The sequence below is a fragment of the Niabella sp. ZPM-14 genome (genome assembly GCF_055693045.2).
Genome location: NZ_CM181148.1, coordinates 2,829,905 through 2,845,972, shown reverse-complemented (window position 1 = coordinate 2,845,972; position 16,068 = coordinate 2,829,905). Strand labels below are relative to the sequence as shown.

At 46.6% G+C, this 16,068-nt stretch carries 13 protein-coding genes; 5 read left to right on the top strand and 8 right to left on the bottom strand.

Annotation, left to right across the window (positions count from 1 at the left end; translation table 11 throughout):
* Positions 1–23: 23 nt before the first annotated feature.
* The 4 genes from ACU37H_RS12005 (at position 24) to katG (ending at position 4,985) form a co-directional block, all read left to right on the top strand.
* Positions 24–281: a phosphopantetheine-binding protein gene (locus ACU37H_RS12005; RefSeq protein WP_472704136.1), complete on the top strand. Its 258-nt coding sequence runs from the start codon at positions 24–26 to the stop codon at positions 279–281.
* A gap of 143 nt (positions 282–424) precedes the next feature.
* The gene (locus ACU37H_RS12000; RefSeq protein WP_472704138.1) at positions 425–1,084 is read left to right on the top strand and encodes a DUF1565 domain-containing protein; all 660 of its coding nucleotides are present in this window, start codon (positions 425–427) and stop codon (positions 1,082–1,084) included.
* Positions 1,051–2,511 carry a choice-of-anchor Q domain-containing protein gene (locus tag ACU37H_RS11995; RefSeq protein ID WP_472704140.1) on the top strand — a complete coding sequence of 487 codons (1,461 nt, stop codon included), beginning with the start codon at positions 1,051–1,053 and terminating at the stop codon, positions 2,509–2,511. The genes ACU37H_RS12000 and ACU37H_RS11995 overlap by 34 nt, the downstream gene beginning before the upstream one ends.
* 194 nt (positions 2,512–2,705) lie before the next feature.
* On the top strand, positions 2,706–4,985 hold the full coding sequence (gene katG / locus ACU37H_RS11990) for a catalase/peroxidase HPI (protein ID WP_472704142.1): 2,280 nt from the start codon (positions 2,706–2,708) through the stop codon (positions 4,983–4,985).
* 239 nt (positions 4,986–5,224) lie between these two features.
* Here the strand turns inward: katG and ACU37H_RS11985 are convergent, their stop codons facing one another.
* The 8 genes from ACU37H_RS11985 to ACU37H_RS11950 form a co-directional block, all read right to left on the bottom strand.
* Positions 5,225–5,752 (bottom strand): hypothetical protein, encoded by a 528-nt coding sequence (locus tag ACU37H_RS11985; protein ID WP_472704143.1) that lies wholly within the window; start codon positions 5,750–5,752, stop codon positions 5,225–5,227.
* 844 nt (positions 5,753–6,596) lie between these two features.
* On the bottom strand, positions 6,597–7,412 hold the full coding sequence (locus tag ACU37H_RS11980) for a hypothetical protein (protein ID WP_472704145.1): 816 nt from the start codon (positions 7,410–7,412) through the stop codon (positions 6,597–6,599).
* The gene (locus ACU37H_RS11975; protein WP_472704147.1) at positions 7,409–8,161 is read right to left on the bottom strand and encodes a UDP-2,3-diacylglucosamine diphosphatase; all 753 of its coding nucleotides are present in this window, start codon (positions 8,159–8,161) and stop codon (positions 7,409–7,411) included. Before ACU37H_RS11975 ends, ACU37H_RS11980 begins: the two co-directional genes overlap by 4 nt.
* A gap of 71 nt (positions 8,162–8,232) precedes the next feature.
* On the bottom strand, positions 8,233–9,144 hold the full coding sequence (locus ACU37H_RS11970) for a DMT family transporter (protein ID WP_472704149.1): 912 nt from the start codon (positions 9,142–9,144) through the stop codon (positions 8,233–8,235).
* Positions 9,145–9,207: 63 nt separating this feature from the next.
* Entirely contained in the window at positions 9,208–9,534 is a 327-nt protein-coding gene (locus ACU37H_RS11965) for a YegP family protein (RefSeq protein WP_472704150.1), read from the bottom strand.
* Between the two features lie 8 nt (positions 9,535–9,542).
* Entirely contained in the window at positions 9,543–10,151 is a 609-nt protein-coding gene (locus ACU37H_RS11960; RefSeq protein WP_472704152.1) for a hypothetical protein, read from the bottom strand.
* A 41-nt stretch (positions 10,152–10,192) separates the two neighbouring features.
* Positions 10,193–12,223: a DUF5689 domain-containing protein gene (locus tag ACU37H_RS11955; RefSeq protein ID WP_472704154.1), complete on the bottom strand. Its 2,031-nt coding sequence runs from the start codon at positions 12,221–12,223 to the stop codon at positions 10,193–10,195.
* 61 nt (positions 12,224–12,284) lie between these two features.
* Complete coding sequence (locus ACU37H_RS11950) at positions 12,285–14,864, bottom strand: TonB-dependent receptor (RefSeq protein ID WP_472704156.1); 2,580 nt, start codon at positions 14,862–14,864, stop codon at positions 12,285–12,287.
* A gap of 100 nt (positions 14,865–14,964) precedes the next feature.
* Between ACU37H_RS11950 and ACU37H_RS11945 the strand changes: the two genes are divergently transcribed.
* A complete protein-coding gene (locus tag ACU37H_RS11945; RefSeq protein ID WP_472704158.1) occupies positions 14,965–16,002 on the top strand; it encodes an endonuclease/exonuclease/phosphatase family protein in 1,038 nt (345 codons plus the stop codon).
* Positions 16,003–16,068: the final 66 nt, after the last annotated feature.

Genomic DNA, 16,068 nt, shown 5'->3' with positions numbered 1-16,068 from the left:
GACCGGACTAAAATGTGGCAAATATGACAATGCAGGAAATCATAGAAAAAACTAACTCATTTTTGGTTGAAGAATTTGAGGCAGACGCTTCATTAATCGTCCCCGAAGCTAGCCTTAAAGAAGTCCTTGATCTTGATAGCCTTGACTATATTGACCTGGTGGTGGCCCTGGAAAGCAACTTTCATTTTAAGGTGCAGCCCGGCGACTTCCTGCCCCTGGTAACTTTCCAGGATTTCTATGATTATATCCAGGCGCAGATCTCTAAAAAAACGACGGTATAGTCATTATATCCCAGCGCTCCAAACTTTTTTTGCCCCTTTAACAGGATTTTACAGATTTTGGATTTAATTTTAGATTGAAATCAATGAAAGCCCGAAGTTAACCGTGTGTTTTTATTGCCCTTTTAAACTTTAAATCCTAAATCATGTACCGTGATTGCCTCTTGTCCATCGTGGACAAAGCCAAGCCGCTCGCCCTTTCCATCCTTATGCTGAGCACCCTAGCTGCCAATGCGCAGACCAAACGTTATGTAGCTCCTACCGCATCCGGCACGGGTGATGGTTCCTCCTGGGCTAATGCCTCTGCCAGTATACAAACGATGATCACCGCATCCGCTGCGGGAGATTCCATCTTTGTAGCAAAAGGCACTTACACCCGCACGTCGGGAACCTTTCTCCTGCGTATGAAGGAAGGCGTAAAAATCTATGGAAGTTTCCAGGGCACTGAAACTTCTTTGAGTCAGCGCGTCATCGGAACGGCCGCCGCCGACAGTAGTCGCCTGAACGGCAACGGCAGCCCGACGATCAGCAATAACACTACGTTATCAACAGCTGCTGTACTGGACGGGTTTTTTCTGACGAATACTACTGCCAGAAACATAGAAAACAATCTGGGTGGTGCCACTTCTGTTCATGGTGATGCCAGCTTCAGTAACCTGATCATCGCTAACGGAAGAGGAGCTACCGGTGCCGGTATTATAACGCCTATAGCAGCCCGACCTTCGCCAATGTGGTATTCAGAAATAATGTTGCTACCAGCAACGGTGGAGCGATGTATAACATTAACGCATCAAGTCCCACTTTAAACAACGTCACTTTTGAAAATAATTCCAGTTCGGCAAATGGTGGCGCTATGTTTAACCAGGGTGGCGCAGGTCCTTCAGACCCTATTCTCACTAACGTTATTTTCAGAAATAACACGGCTGTCGCGGGGGGCGGTATCTACAATAACAGCACCAGCCCCACTTTAAACAGTGTGCTTTTTGAAGGCAATACAGCCGGAAGAGGGGGCGGTTTATATAACTACCTGAATGCTAACCCTGTCTTAAATGATGTTAGAGTTATTGGAAACACAGCAACAGACGCAACCGTCGGTTATGGTGGCGGCGGTATCATGAATCATTCGGCTCGCCCTACTTTAAACCGTGTCTTTGTCAGCGGCAACAGATCGGCTTCGGAAGGAGGCGGTATTTCCAACAGGGACAATGCCTACCCCACCTTGAATAACGTGGTGATCAGTGGAAATTACAGCGCAAGAACTGGGGGTGGTATTTACGTTACGACCAGCAATTCAGGCGGAAGCCTTACACTTACCAATACCACCATCGCCGGTAACTATGCTGCAACAAGCGGCGGTGGTATCTATAACGGAACAAGTGTTGCAACCTTTCAACCCCAGATCAGGAACACCATTGTGTATGGCAACAATGCTACTACAGGCCCGAATGTGATCAATTCGTCCAGCATGACCTTCACCAGCTCTTTGGTACAGGGTAGCGGAGGCAGCGCTGCCTGGGCAACCGGCTTTGGTACCAATGGAGGAAACAACATCGACGCTGATCCACAGTTCGTCGCGCTGGTGCCGGCCACTACTGCGGGACCTACTACAGAAGGCAATTATAGCCTGCAAGGGCCCAGCAGTCCGGCAAACGATGCGGGCTCTAATGCCTATTCCAGCAATTACGGTACTACCGATGTTTCCGGAAGCCCCCGCGTACAAAACAGCATTGTGAATATGGGTGCTTACGAAGCATTTAACGTAGCACTTCCCGTGAAATTTGGCAGCCTGTCGGCGAGGGTGCAGAACAACATCCTGACCGTCAACTGGCAGTCACTTACTGAAACCAATAATGATCATTTCGAAATTGAAGCTTCTGCCGATGGCAAAAAATTCACTAAGATCGGAACAGTTGCTTCAAAAGCCGTTGATGGCAATTCTTCGCAGCCACTGCAATACGAATTCAGCATGGAGGCCGCCGGAGCGGGCGCCCTGATGAGTGTGGGATCCCTGTTGCTCCTGGCCGGTTCTTTCTGGTTTAAAAGAAGAAACAGGCGAGTTGTAGGGTTAGGTGTTCTTTGTATAACCTTTGGTATCGCTTTATTTACTTCATGCAGCAAGAAAGATAACGGACTGGATCCAGGCGGCGATCAGTCGCTGTTTATCAGGGTCGCACAGGTAGATAAGGACGGCAAGAAGTCCTACTCAGAGACCGTGAAGGCGTTGAAAGATTAAGGTCATTTAATTAAAATCAAATAAAACCCGGCTCAATGTTGCCGGGTTTTTATTTGTAGTTGAAAGCTATAGTTAGAAACTATCAAAACATAGATTTAATCAATTTTCATTATAATTAATATGTCATAGTTTTGTCGTGTTACAGCGATTCACTATATATAAACATATTACTTTAAATCTCTAAAACTGTAAAAATGGAAAAACATTCTGGTGACATTAGTAAATGTCCTTTTCATAACGGAAGCATGAAGCAGAGCGCCGGTGGCGGGGGAACGAAGAACCGCGATTGGTGGCCCGATCAGTTAAAGGTGCATATCTTACGCCAACACTCTTCTTTGTCCGACCCCATGGACAAGGATTTTAATTACGCGGAAGCTTTCAACAGCCTGGATCTGGAGGCAGTAAAAAAAGACCTGCAAGCATTAATGACCGATTCGCAAGACTGGTGGCCGGCAGACTTCGGGCATTATGGTGGTCTGTTCATACGGATGGCCTGGCATAGCGCAGGAACCTACCGGGTGCATGACGGACGTGGCGGTGCAGGACAGGGGCAGCAGCGTTTTGCTCCGTTAAACAGCTGGCCGGACAATGTGAGCCTGGATAAAGCAAGAAGACTGTTATGGCCAATCAAACAGAAGTACGGTAAAAAGATATCCTGGGCGGATCTGATGATTCTTACCGGCAACGTGGCACTGGAATCGATGGGCTTTAAAACCTTCGGTTTTGGAGGCGGCCGTGAAGACGTGTGGGAGCCTAGCGAAGATGTTTATTGGGGTTCAGAAAAGACCTGGTTAGGCAACGAAGAGCGGTATGCCAGTGGTGTGCCGGGTGTAGCAGGACATGGCGTAGTATCTTCTGACGAAGACCCTAAAGGAAAGATCCACTCGCGAACACTGGAAGAGCCGCTGGCTGCTGCGCACATGGGATTGATCTATGTAAACCCTGAAGGTCCCGACGGGAACCCTGATCCGATCGCAGCTGCAAAAGATATCCGCGAGACTTTTGGACGCATGGCGATGAACGATGAGGAAACAGTAGCGTTGATTGCCGGTGGGCACACATTTGGTAAAACGCACGGCGCCGCCCCGGCTGATGATTACGTGGGTAAAGAACCGGAAGCCGCAGGCATCGAGCATCAAGGTTTTGGCTGGAGCAATAGCTTTGGCAGCGGAAAAGGAGCGGACACCATTACCAGCGGGTTGGAAGTTACCTGGACCAAAACCCCGACACAATGGAGCAACAACTTCTTTGAAAACCTTTTCGCTTTTGAATGGGAACTCACCAAAAGCCCGGGTGGCGCCCACCAGTGGGTGGCAAAAAATGCGGAGGCGATCATCCCCGATGCATTTGACAGCAATAAGAAACACTTACCCACCATGTTAACAACGGACCTTTCGCTGAGATTTGATCCGGAATACGAAAAGATCTCCCGCAGGTTCCTGGAAAACCCCGATGCCTTTGCGGACGCTTTTGCCAGAGCCTGGTTCAAGCTGACACACCGCGATATGGGACCGCGTGCCCGTTATTTAGGACCTGAAGTGCCAGAAGAAGTATTGATCTGGCAGGATCCTGTACCCGAAGTAGATCATGTGTTAGTGGACGAAGCAGATGTTGACACTTTGAAAGAGAAGATCCTTGCTTCCGGTTTAATAGTGTCTCAACTCGCCGCAACAGCCTGGGCTTCTGCTTCCACCTTCCGTGGCGGTGATAAGCGCGGTGGTGCCAATGGTGCGCGTATCCGCTTAACACCTCAGAAAGATTGGGAAGTTAACAATCCTGGGCAACTTCAAAAAGTGTTGACCACATTAGAAAAGATAAAAGAAGAATTTAACGCTGCGCAAACCGGCGGTAAAAAAGTGTCTTTGGCTGATCTGATTGTCCTGGGTGGTTGTGCCGCGGTGGAAAAGGCAGCAAAAGAAGCCGGACATGATATCCGTGTTCCTTTCACGCCAGGTCGTACAGATGCTTCGCAAGACCAGACGGATGTGGAATCATTTGTACATATGGAACCGTTGGCAGATGGATTCCGCAACTATCGCAAGTCCACTGCAGGCGCTTCAACCGAAGCATTATTGATAGACAAGGCGCAGTTGCTGACGTTAACCGCTCCGGAGTTAACCGTACTGATAGGAGGGCTGCGTATGCTGAACATCAACTTTGACGGGGCAGCGCACGGTGTGTTTACCCAACGTCCTGGCCATCTGACCAATGATTTCTTTGTGAATTTACTGGACATGAATACAGCGTGGGCGGCGACAAGTGAAGACCGGGAGCTTTATCTGGGGAAAGACCGCGCAACCGGTCAGCCTAAGTGGACTGCAACACGTGCGGATCTCGTCTTTGGTTCCAATGCCGAACTCCGCGCCATTGCTGAAGTGTATGCCAGTGAAGATGCAAAAGAAAAATTTGTAACGGATTTCGTGGCAGCGTGGGATAAGGTGATGAACCTGGATCGGTTTGATGTAAAGAAATAGGTGCGTGATAATAAAGTAAAAGGCCGTATTTGAAGCAGCGTTGCGTCGAATACGGCCTTTTTTACAACACGATAGGTATTGTTTTTTTAGATAAAGAATATTGCAGACATCCAAAGAAATAACTTCAATGCTACTCGCCTGGGGAACAGATAGAACACATCTAGCAACTAGGTTGACACCTGGAGTACCGGCTTTAGATCAATGACCCGTATATGAAAGTAGATCTATGACCTTACTAATTAACAAAACACGCACGCTGCGGATACAATACCATCGCTTACCAATCGCTTCAGTAACGCCTCGACACCCTTACGGGCAGCTCCCAATTCGTCCTGAAATGGCCCATAATAAATATCTAAAACGCCTTTCCAAACAACCTTAGTATCTCCCTTTTCAATTATTGAGACTTCAAATAGACCTCCGCTAATAGCATTGTTAACACTATTAACACGGGTTTGTCTAAGTACAATAAGAGCAGCAGGATCATATGCAGAGATTTTAGCCTCCACTTCTTCGTCCGTTTCCAACGCCAAAGGATTTCTTATACTATATACAGTCTCTATTCCCTTTTTCTTCAACGCTGTGGCAAGGTCTGAAGTAAATTTTCCGCCAAACATTTTTGCTTCTTCCTGAATAGTAGCCATTATATATATTTTATCAGGCTGCTTCTGGTAGTCTGCACGTTTATTTGATGAAATAGAAGCCGTTGGGCCGCAAGATTGCAATATGACAGTTAACAATGCCAGTAGATAAACCATCCTTCTCATAAGTAGTTGTTTTTAGTTAAGTAAACAGTTTGTGTTGGTGACTTTTTCTTATTCAGTAAAAGCCTTATTCGTTTGTTGGTAGCGAAAATCCAGAGTCCAGGGAAGGTTTTATCCAGAAAGGATAGAATCATTTTTTAAGTCCTTAGAATCCAGATCCCAAAGATATTTATAATCTCCAATTAATAATAAAAATCACTAAATAAGTAAATCCCTAACATTTAAACATGGGTCAAATGCCACCTGGACAGGGAGCAAATTTTTCTGGAAGATGGCGCAGCATTACGCAAAAAAGATAAGAAACCATATCTGCATGCTATTGATTTATTCGGGTGCATAACATTTTTTCTTTTTATGTGATTTTTTACCGCGAAGCGCGCAAAGATTTGTTCGCAGAGCACGCAGAGTAGGAAGTTGTTTAACCTTTTGAATATTATTCAGCAGAACATTTCAAGCGAACCGAAGCGCCCGCCCGTGCCGGGACGGACGGGAAGAAATCCTACCTAACCCGGTCTGACGGTCTCCGTCTGACCGTTTCTGTATGCAAGCGCCAATCAAATCATCCGATCAGAAAGTGCTACCAGCGCCGGGAATTAGTGCGGGGCCGCTGAAGCCACAAAGACCGGCTTGACATATCGCTCTTATTGGCACACATGATCCGGCTCCGTCCCTTTCGCAGCATGAAAAAAGTGTAAACAACGCCCAGGATTAAAATGTTATGCACCCATTTATTCTATTAAAAAAAAACTAAACGCCCCTAAATTGCTGGAAAGGGCATATAACTTTCTGATGTAACAAACAGTGCTTTTACCTGACACTCAGTCCATAGGTCTCAACTCAAAACATGCTACTTCCCGCCTACACCATATATCTCTAACCCATCTTTACCTAAAACATAGAGTTTATTCTCTTTCAAAAAAACCTGCCGGTAATCTCCCAGGACAGCAGGAACAGACAGCGTTTCCAGCTTCAGCGAAGGAATATGGTATCGGTAAATTTTTCTATCTCCTTCGCCGTAAATGAACTCATCTCTCACACTCAAGTCTTTCCACTTTTTAATATCAATTCTGTTTTTATAGGTACCATAATAATCAAACACGAAAATACCCTGTAAACTGTCGTACAGGTACACATATTGGCTCTGGTCAAATATTTTCGAAGGGGCCAAAGCCTGATCGAATAGCTGACGAAAATCGGCCGTCTTAAAAATAACATTGCCTTCGTCGTCCAGCTTCTTCAACACGTTATCCATATCGTCGTAGAGCCACATCTTGCCGTCGTAAGACAAGCCCACCGCCGTGACATTGAACATTCCTTTTCTTCTTAAATCGATGGTGTTCTTTAAATTCAGCATGCCATCCAGTACGGCTACAGTAGAAAATCCTTTGTAGTATAACAAGATCTTTACCGGGTTAGAGACATCCACCAGCGTTGCCTCCCCGTATTTCTTTACATTATTAAACACAGAAACAGAGTCGCCGCTAGCATTTAATTTCTTCAACTGATTGGTGGCATTCAGCAAATAAATATTGTCGAGGTTATCAACGGAGAAAGACGCATAAGTACCGGGAATGGTCATGAGCTTCTGACCCAGCACCAGTTCCTGGGCCTTGGGCGCAACGCCGTAGCAAAGCAGCGCAAGTATGGTTATGAGAAGTTTCAATGGTTCCGGATAATTTTATGTTCATTATTAGCATAAGACCGCAGTTGCACATCCGTGCTGTCAAATACCGCATAGGTATAAAAACTGATCCAATCGCCCAGGTTAATATACCTGCTGTCAGGAGTCAGACGAAAATCGATAGGCAAATGTCTATGTCCAAATATAAAAAAGTCAAAATATTTCTTTTCCAGTTGTTCTTTGCAATACTGAATCAGCCACTCACGATCCTCACCCAAAAAGGTTTCTTCGGAAGTGCCCGTCTTGGCACGGCTGCGCCGGCTCATGTAATTGGCAACCCCCATCCCGATCTGGGGCGGTAAAACGCCAAAAGCCCACTGGCATACCGGGTTGCGAAATACTTTCTTCAACCGTTTGTATCCTTTGTCTCCGGGTCCCAATCCATCACCATGGCCTACCAAAAACTTTTTACCATTCCATTCAAATTCCCGGGGTTCGAAATACACGCGCATGTTCAATTCCTGCTGCAGGTAATCATTCATCCACATGTCATGATTGCCCACAAAAAAATGAAGCTTGATTCCGCTGTCAGAAAGGGCCGCCAGCTTGCCTAACAGGCGTACATAGCCTTTGGGAACCACATATTTGTACTCATACCAGAAGTCAAACATATCGCCCACAATAAAGATCTCGGCCGCCTTCGATTCAATCTCGCTCAGGAACCGGATGATCAGCTGCTCGCGAATCAGGCTTGCTTCATGCGACGGCACGCCCAGGTGAAAGTCTGACAAAAAATATATGTTCTTCCTGCTGTCCAAATAATAAAATTGTAAACCGTAAAATTAAAGGATTGTCCCCTTGTTTAGTCGCGGAAAATATAACGCCTGAAAGGCATCCTGAATTTTCTTTTGCCGTAGTGGCTGATTCCGAGCCCCGTCAATACCAGCAAGACCCCTGCGATCGTGTAAACACTGATGGTATCTTTCATAAGTATCGCCGCGATGATGATTCCGAATATAGGACACAGGAAAAGCCACAGGCCTGCCTTTACGGCATCTTGCCTGATCAGCTTCAACCATAATAAAACCGCGACAATGGAGACGGGTATGGCCAGCCAGGCGGTGCCAATCCAGAAGTTATGATCGAAATGATTAGCGCTACGCTTATAGGTTATTAACATGAAAGGCAACAAAAACAAGCCTCCCAACAGCGTTTGCCAGCCGTTAATAGTGAGCAGGTGTAAATCGTTCCATTGTTTGGAAGAAAAATAGATCGTGCCGATGGAATAGGAAAACATGCTCACGATCAGCAAGACCAGTCCCCTCACGGTTACCGTCGCCTCGCCGATCAACGGCCAGGCCACCACGACAAAGCCGGCAATACATACCAGTAATGCCAGGAGGATGGGAACACTCAAAGGTTTCTTTAAAAGGAAGAACGATAAAAAACTGATAAAAACGGGACTGGCAGCCACGGTCAAAGCTCCAACACTTGCCGTTACTTCTTTCATGGCAATGACATACATACCCAGGTAAATACTGATGTTCAGCAATCCGTAAATGGCCAGCTGCTTCCACTCTTTGCCTTTAGGTACTCTTTTTCGCAAAAGGACATGCGATATAAACAGCATGATACCCGCACCGATACCAAAGCGGCATACCGCTACCACCAGCGGCTGCGCAACTGTCAGGGCCATTTTAGTTGCTGTCGATGCGGAAGGCCAGAGGATGGCGAAAATAAGGCCGGTAATGAGCCAGGATTGTTTGTTTTGCATTTAGAGAGGGTGAACTTGAATTGAATTTAATCGAGAAAAGGTTTGTTTTTATACCCTCCTCCATCATATAGATTCGACTACTTCTGTGCCGGCGTTAAGCTTTACAGAGTAGATACCGCTCTCCCTGCCGGATTCGCTTGCGTAGGCCTCACTTGCGCCAATAATGCGCCCGTTTGGCTCTTTTAAATAAAAATAATGACCCCCTTTTGGAGATGTCTTGCGAATGAAATTTGAATCTTCAAGGGCAGTTTTCATCACCGACTGAATACCTTCCTTACATGCTGCTTTCGTTGTATAGCTCTCACTATTCAGTATGATCTGTCCGTTGGCAGCTGTCAATTTGAAATGATAATGACCATTAGGACGTTTTAAGATGATAAACTTTCCCATACGCAAATTTAATTAATAAAGTTTTTATTGATTTCAAATACCAACTTGTCTATCGCTTTTTTCCAATGCTCAATTCTCTGCACACTGATTGATTTTATAGCGTGATACCCGCTACCTATATTCCTATCCCTGTCGGCTCTGTGAACAATATTGTGTCTTCTGGCAATCATTTCGTTTAAAACAGGAAAGAGTTCTTGCATGGGAGATGTCACTGTCAGGCAAATACCTTTTAAAGCAGACGCAATATCAGAAGTATTGTTAAAGCTAACCGTGCCCAAATATTCTTCAACCGAAGAGGTAATGACCCAATCAATATTCTTCCCCCTAAAAGCGACAAGATCCCCCAAGGTAAACTTTGTCGCCCGACCTATATCTGACGTTCCTGCCAACGGAATATGACTTATCTTTTCTTTCTCCTGCAGGGGAAGCTTCCAGCTTAACAAATTCCTTAAATACTCTTCAAGTGTAGCATGAGCCAACACTGTGGTTGCTCTCAACATATCTAATGAGTTTGTGGCCTTTCGGCCTTTCCCGGTTGACAGCGTTTTGTATAAGCTAACCAGGTTGTTCAAGCGTAAGAAGTTTTTGTCAAACGTATACATGATGTTTTCAATCATAAACTAGTCTTTTAAATGAACATAGGCGGAGTCTTTGAGCTTCATTTCACCACCCCCTCAAACCGCACATCGTCGAGGCTAAAAGAACCTCCATCGCCTTCTGCATTGAACCCGTAGATTCGGAAAGTAACGGCGCTGCTGACACCCTTGTAGGCCGCTCCCAGCTCAATGCTACAGCCATCCTGCGCAGTGGTACTGGCATCTTTGAATTGAAAAATATGATCAGCTATAACTGAAATATTTTGATTGTCTTCGCTGACCATCGCAGGGAGATTAGCGGCGTAAGCATCCTTGCCGGACCGGACACTTACCTGTCGTACACCGGTGCTCGATCGCTGCAGGGTGAATGTGATTTTTGAAAGGTCTATCGTCGTCCCCGATACAGGCGTAATCGTTACTTCATAGTATTTTGTCAGATCGATGGTTCCTGTGAATTCGTCGCTTCCGTCTTTTGCACCTCCAGGCCAGGACTTGAACGAAAACCTGCCGGAGGCTGAAGAGTTGGCGCTCACACCTACAGCATTAAACTTTCCAAAGGTTATCCCCTCTGCAGTCGGCGGCGGAGTGGGGTCGGTGGTTCCGGTTGAATTTTTTACATCGGTAAACTCATAGATAACTGAAAAGGGCCCGCCAAAGCCTCCCACAACATCGCCCTGGCTCCGCAAGGTCAGTTGTGTTTCAAGTGGTGCGCCCTTTGTTGACGATTGATATATTGAAACATAACCGGTCACACTTGCCGATTTTGAAGGCATAACTATCCCCGAGGCATTTCTTACAAAGCTGCGCAGCTGCCCCGTAGCATCGCTTAAAATATAATTCACTCCGCTGGAGGTGGAATAGTCGGTAGATATCGACACATTTCCAATCGTCACTACAGTAGATTCCCATAAACGGTTATTGTTGATGATCTCAGCGATGGTAGCGGCACGCGGCGTAACCTGACCTGTTCCCGAACGCGTACCCTTTTCGACGTTATTGACCTGCAATCCGCCATTGAAGGTGCTTAAACTTAGCCCCCCGACTGTAACGGTTAAAGAGTCTCCGGGAGCCGCATTCGGATTATTTTTGAAGCGCAACTGTATCCCGGCTGTAGCATCCTGCAAGCGATAATTACCGCTCGCCTCGTTTTTTGCTTCGGATACAACGACGCCCTTGATAAACACCCCCGCAGGAATGGATGAATCTCCGGTGGCATAAGCTTTCAATGCTTCTATAGATTTCAGCTCAGTCACGGGTATTTGTCCGTTACAGCGCGCGTTGTAAAATTGTACATCAGCGGTATCCCGGATGGATAGTTGTACTTTATCGTTGAACAGGGCTGCAACGCCCGTCAACACGCCATTTCCGTCGGGCAGGTCTAATCCGGCGAATCGCGCGTAGCTGCTGTTACGCAAAATTATACGCTCCGCCGCGCAGGTATTCACGGTGTAATTCACTGCGCTCACATTTCCTGAAGCATCTGCGTAGGTCTTGGTAATATCCGCGTCTCTGAACTCAGCATTATCGATCTGTACTAAAGTGCTGATGAGCGGGTCCTGAATGTTATTGGAAATATCGGATGGTTGCACCTGTTGAGGTGTGACCAGGTTGTTCAAGGAGCCTTTGACGATAAACTCATCAAACATCGGTTGAGGAATGCCATCCATATTTAAAAAACGGCCGTCGCTGGATCGCGAAGAGTCCAGACCCAACTGGATCGTGCCCCCATAATCACCTAACATTAATCCTTTCAGTTTAATAAAGATCCTCCTCCCAACAGGATACTGGGCGTAAACATTATTAGCATCGAGCAATACAGGAATACCGCCCGACTCATCTTGTATGATGATCTGTTTATAAAAGTTCCCCGAACGGTCATCAGCGATCACGACACCGGAAATGACCTGCTCATCATCGATCCGCTTGAAATCACCCTTCTTTTCATAGCGGGCTTTCAGGTCCCTAATGGACAGCGTGACATCAATTTCCGGATCGGCATTCTGCGGTGGTTCATCAAACTGACGGTTGCAGGACCCGGGTATAAGCACTATCCAAAGAAGAAAGATGGCGCTGTTGAAAAAGGAGTTTTTCATATGAATGTATTTTATCTGAATAAGATCAAGCCGTTACCTGAATGTTCTGCTTCTACCTGAATTAAAACCGAAGCCCTATGCTGCCAAAGAAGTTGAGCCCATAAGCATAATAGTATTTAGGAGGAAACTTATTAACATCCTTTCTTTCAAAATCAAAACGCAGTTGCTCAAATCCGCCCGACCGGATGTCGTTGCTGTTCAGCAGATTGTTGATCCCTAGATTGAACAAGACATACGTGCGTCGGCCATTGATATAGTGCCTGCGCGGTAAAAGCTTGCTCCATCCGCCAAAAAAATCAAGCGTAAACTGCTCTTTGAATTTCTCCTGCTCCAACACACGCTGCTTTACCTCTTCGGTTACAGGAGCCACAGCATCAGCGTCGGTGATCGCATCTGAAGTTCTTCTCAGCGGATTGGGGCTTAGCCACATATTGTCAAAATAATTTCCGGTAACACTGACATACCAAAATTTAGGCGAACGATAAAACAGGCCCGCGCTGTAAGCATTCTGCGGTGTGGAAGGAATGCGATAGTTCCGGAGATAAATGGTCTGTTTGGCCAGGATCTCTGCACTATTGTCGACGGTAATAATAGCGTGCTGCCGGCTGTCATAATAGAAACGGCCGACCGATGCGGCTCCGTTAAAACTCAGTGTGGACGTGAGTTTGATCTCAGCGCCCAGTTCAGCACCAAAAAATACTTTGTCGATACCGCTCAAAGCATAGTTAACGAAATTCTGAAACTGATCGTGATAAAAGGTCAACACATCCACCGCGCCTGTGGTCCTGGTGTAATAACCGGTAATGCTGAGTCTCGTCCGCGGTGCGTTCAGCTTATAACCGGCCTCGCCTGAAATGATTGCTTCGCTGGTAAGTCCGTCAATTAAAGTGCTGCGCGTTCGCTGGGAGATATAAGCGTTTTCAAACAGCGGCGGCGCTGTCCGGTAAGAGCCATTCGCAAAGAAATAATTGCGGCCATTGACTTTATAAGTGATCCCCGCTTTTGCACCGCGGTTGATGAAGCTCTGTGTGACAGACCTGCCATACGACAAGTCTTTAAACAAACCGTTCCGGTTCTTTCCCGTTCTGAAAAAATTGGTATTGGATAGCTCACCCGTAACAAACAGGTCAAAACGCTTTAATTGAAAAACCAGCTGCGCCCAACCTGCCGCTTTATTAGTAGTGATCGTGTAATTATAACCGTACTGCTCTCCTTTGGTAATGATGCGATTCGGCTGGTTTAGGTCATGCTGGATGGCGCTGTTATCATCTGGAAAATCCCGCTCGGCAAATTGATTGATGTTGACCCAGAAATCGCCGCCCAACAGGTCTTTCACTTCCTGGTAGTAATGATTGATTTGCTGTTGATAATTTCCGCCGATAGTAAGCGTCATGGTCTTATTCAGTTTTCCATTATACACGCTGTTCACAAAGAACCTCTTCGTATCGTTGACGCGATTTGACAAAATGTAGAGTGACTGGTTGCCGGTAACCGTGTTCCCTGCTATCCCATCGGCATTATTGACCGAACGATGATTACTTTGATTGGTTGTATAAAACTGATCCCATTGTATCTGCAACTTTTCGGGGTTGGCCACATAATCCTCTTTCAGCAACTGATGAATTGCCGGATTGCTATTGAGATAAAAGCCTGGCAGATATTTGTAATAGTCAGGCCGGGGATCGGAAACATTGTACCAGTCCAATGCTGAATTTTTCCGCTTTCCAAACGTGTATGCCACCGTTGTCACAAGCGTGCTGTTTTCCTGGGGTTTGTATTCATATATCCCCATAAATACCGGCTGAAAAGTCTCCAACACATTGGCATTCCTCTTTTTGCCGTTTTGATAGCCCCAGGAAGGATTATAAAAATTAGACCCGGCCAGATCCCGCGCCTCCTGCACAGAAGCGCCCTGGCGGCCACTTTCGGTAGGTGCACCAAAAGCGATCAGCGACAACACATTTTTGCCTTTGATCTTTTTATCCACGGCAGCATAATAGCTCGCTCCCTCATAGTAAGTCCCTGGCACATAGCCTTCCCGCGCATAGCGACCTGTAAACGCCAGGCTATAAGCCCACCCCTTCTTGCTGAACCCCGATCCTTTATTTAATGCAATGCGATGCCGGTAATTTCTGTTAGAGATAGCGTAGCTTAATTGAGTCTGTGCCCACTGTGCGCCGGCCCTCATATCTATGTTGGTATTGAGCCCGATCGATCCAAAGCTGAAGTCGCCGGGCTGCAAGCCATACACGACCTGTCGCGAGCGCATGGCGTTATTCAGGCCGCCCCACAAACCGAAAGGCGTAAAGCCGTTATCAAGGCCCGTGAAATCAATGCCGTTAATATAAACCGCGTTGCCCTGCGATTCATAGCCTCTGAGCCGGAACCTGAGCGGACTGAAACTAAACGCCGCTGCCGAGAGGAAGGGATCGCGCCCGGCCGTTAAGATCGAAGAAACAACGCTGTAGCCCTCATCCTCCAACTCATCATCGTTGATGACGACCGTCGGGAGACTACTTCTTGCTTCGTCTGAAAGAATGCGCTGATCAGGGACTGTGTCCTGCGCTAAGGCTGATTGCTGGGCACAGGCATCAATGCCAAAGCCCAGAATAAGGGTGAATAGGATAGCTGTGTTTCTCATATGACTTGTTAGCGGCGACATAAATATATAGAAAATATTAAATGAATTCACATTTGATAACCAGATCAATCAATTAAATTTACTAATCAACTTATTGCATATGAAAACACGCACCATTACCCTGCTACTGGTCTTTTCCGCCGCATTCGCCAGGGGACAAGCCGCTTATAAAACGGCTGTTATTGGCTTTTATAATCTCGAGAACTTTTATGATACGATCTTCCACGGCAGCAACGACGATGTCAACTTCACGCCTCACGGATCAAAAGCATATACGAGCGAGGTGTTTCACGATAAACTGGGCAAGCTGGCCCAAGTGATTGCACAGCTCGGAACTGACGCGAATCCGGATGGACCGGCGGTGCTGGGTATCGCCGAGATCGAGAATCAATTCGTGTTAGACACCTTATTACGACATCCGCTCATAGCTGCTCGCGGTTACAAGTACGTGCACTATAACTCGAAAGATCTCAGGGGTGTTGATGTTGGGCTCGTTTACAACCCCAGGTATTTTAAGGTCGAAAGAAGCCGACCCATTTTTGTGAAGCTGCCTTCGGGAGCGAAAGACGCGGCTTTTACACGGGATATTTTATGGGTGAAGGGGTTGCTGGATGGTGAGCGGATACACGTGTTTGTCAATCACTGGCCCAGCCGCGCAGGAGGCGAAAAACGTTCAGAGCCTGCACGTATGGCCGCTGCAGAAACGGTGCGCAGATGTATCGACTCGCTCCTCATTATAGAACCCGAAGCCAAAATGATCGTGATGGGCGACCTGAATGACGACCCTATCAACAATAGCATCATCAAAGGCCTTAAAGCCACAGGGAACACCCATTCGGTTAGCCCGGAAGACCTGTACAATCCCTGGACCGGCCTGTATAAAAGCGGCAACGGCACATTGGCTTACCAGGATGCCTGGAGCTTGTTTGACCAGATCATCTTCTCCTGTTCTTTTCTTAATAAGAAACAGGCCGGCTTTTTTTATTACAGGCACCAGGTGTTCAAAGCAGATTATCTGATTGAAACTGCAGGTCGGTACAAGGGATATCCCATGCGCTCTTACAATGGCGACGTGTATCGCGGTGGCTACAGCGATCACTTCCCTACCTATATCGTTTTATTAAAGAGAGCAGAGTAATGTTGGCTCAATGGTTATATGAACATCACGTTCCTTTGTCGTCCGATAAATACGCTACAGATTTAA

Bases quoted from the DNA above. Each gene is read 5' to 3' on its own strand.
- ACU37H_RS11945 (WP_472704158.1), top strand. From the start codon at position 14,965: ATGAAAACACGCACCATTACCCTGCTACTGGTCTTTTCCGCCGCATTC.
- ACU37H_RS11965 (WP_472704150.1), bottom strand. From the start codon at position 9,534: ATGGGAAAGTTTATCATCTTAAAACGTCCTAATGGTCATTATCATTTC.
- ACU37H_RS11955 (WP_472704154.1), bottom strand. From the start codon at position 12,223: ATGAAAAACTCCTTTTTCAACAGCGCCATCTTTCTTCTTTGGATAGTG.
- ACU37H_RS11970 (WP_472704149.1), bottom strand. From the start codon at position 9,144: ATGCAAAACAAACAATCCTGGCTCATTACCGGCCTTATTTTCGCCATC.
- katG (WP_472704142.1), top strand. From the start codon at position 2,706: ATGGAAAAACATTCTGGTGACATTAGTAAATGTCCTTTTCATAACGGA.
- ACU37H_RS11995 (WP_472704140.1), top strand. From the start codon at position 1,051: ATGTATAACATTAACGCATCAAGTCCCACTTTAAACAACGTCACTTTT.
- ACU37H_RS11985 (WP_472704143.1), bottom strand. From the start codon at position 5,752: ATGAGAAGGATGGTTTATCTACTGGCATTGTTAACTGTCATATTGCAA.
- ACU37H_RS11960 (WP_472704152.1), bottom strand. From the start codon at position 10,151: ATGATTGAAAACATCATGTATACGTTTGACAAAAACTTCTTACGCTTG.
- ACU37H_RS12005 (WP_472704136.1), top strand. From the start codon at position 24: ATGACAATGCAGGAAATCATAGAAAAAACTAACTCATTTTTGGTTGAA.
- ACU37H_RS12000 (WP_472704138.1), top strand. From the start codon at position 425: ATGTACCGTGATTGCCTCTTGTCCATCGTGGACAAAGCCAAGCCGCTC.
- ACU37H_RS11950 (WP_472704156.1), bottom strand. From the start codon at position 14,864: ATGAGAAACACAGCTATCCTATTCACCCTTATTCTGGGCTTTGGCATT.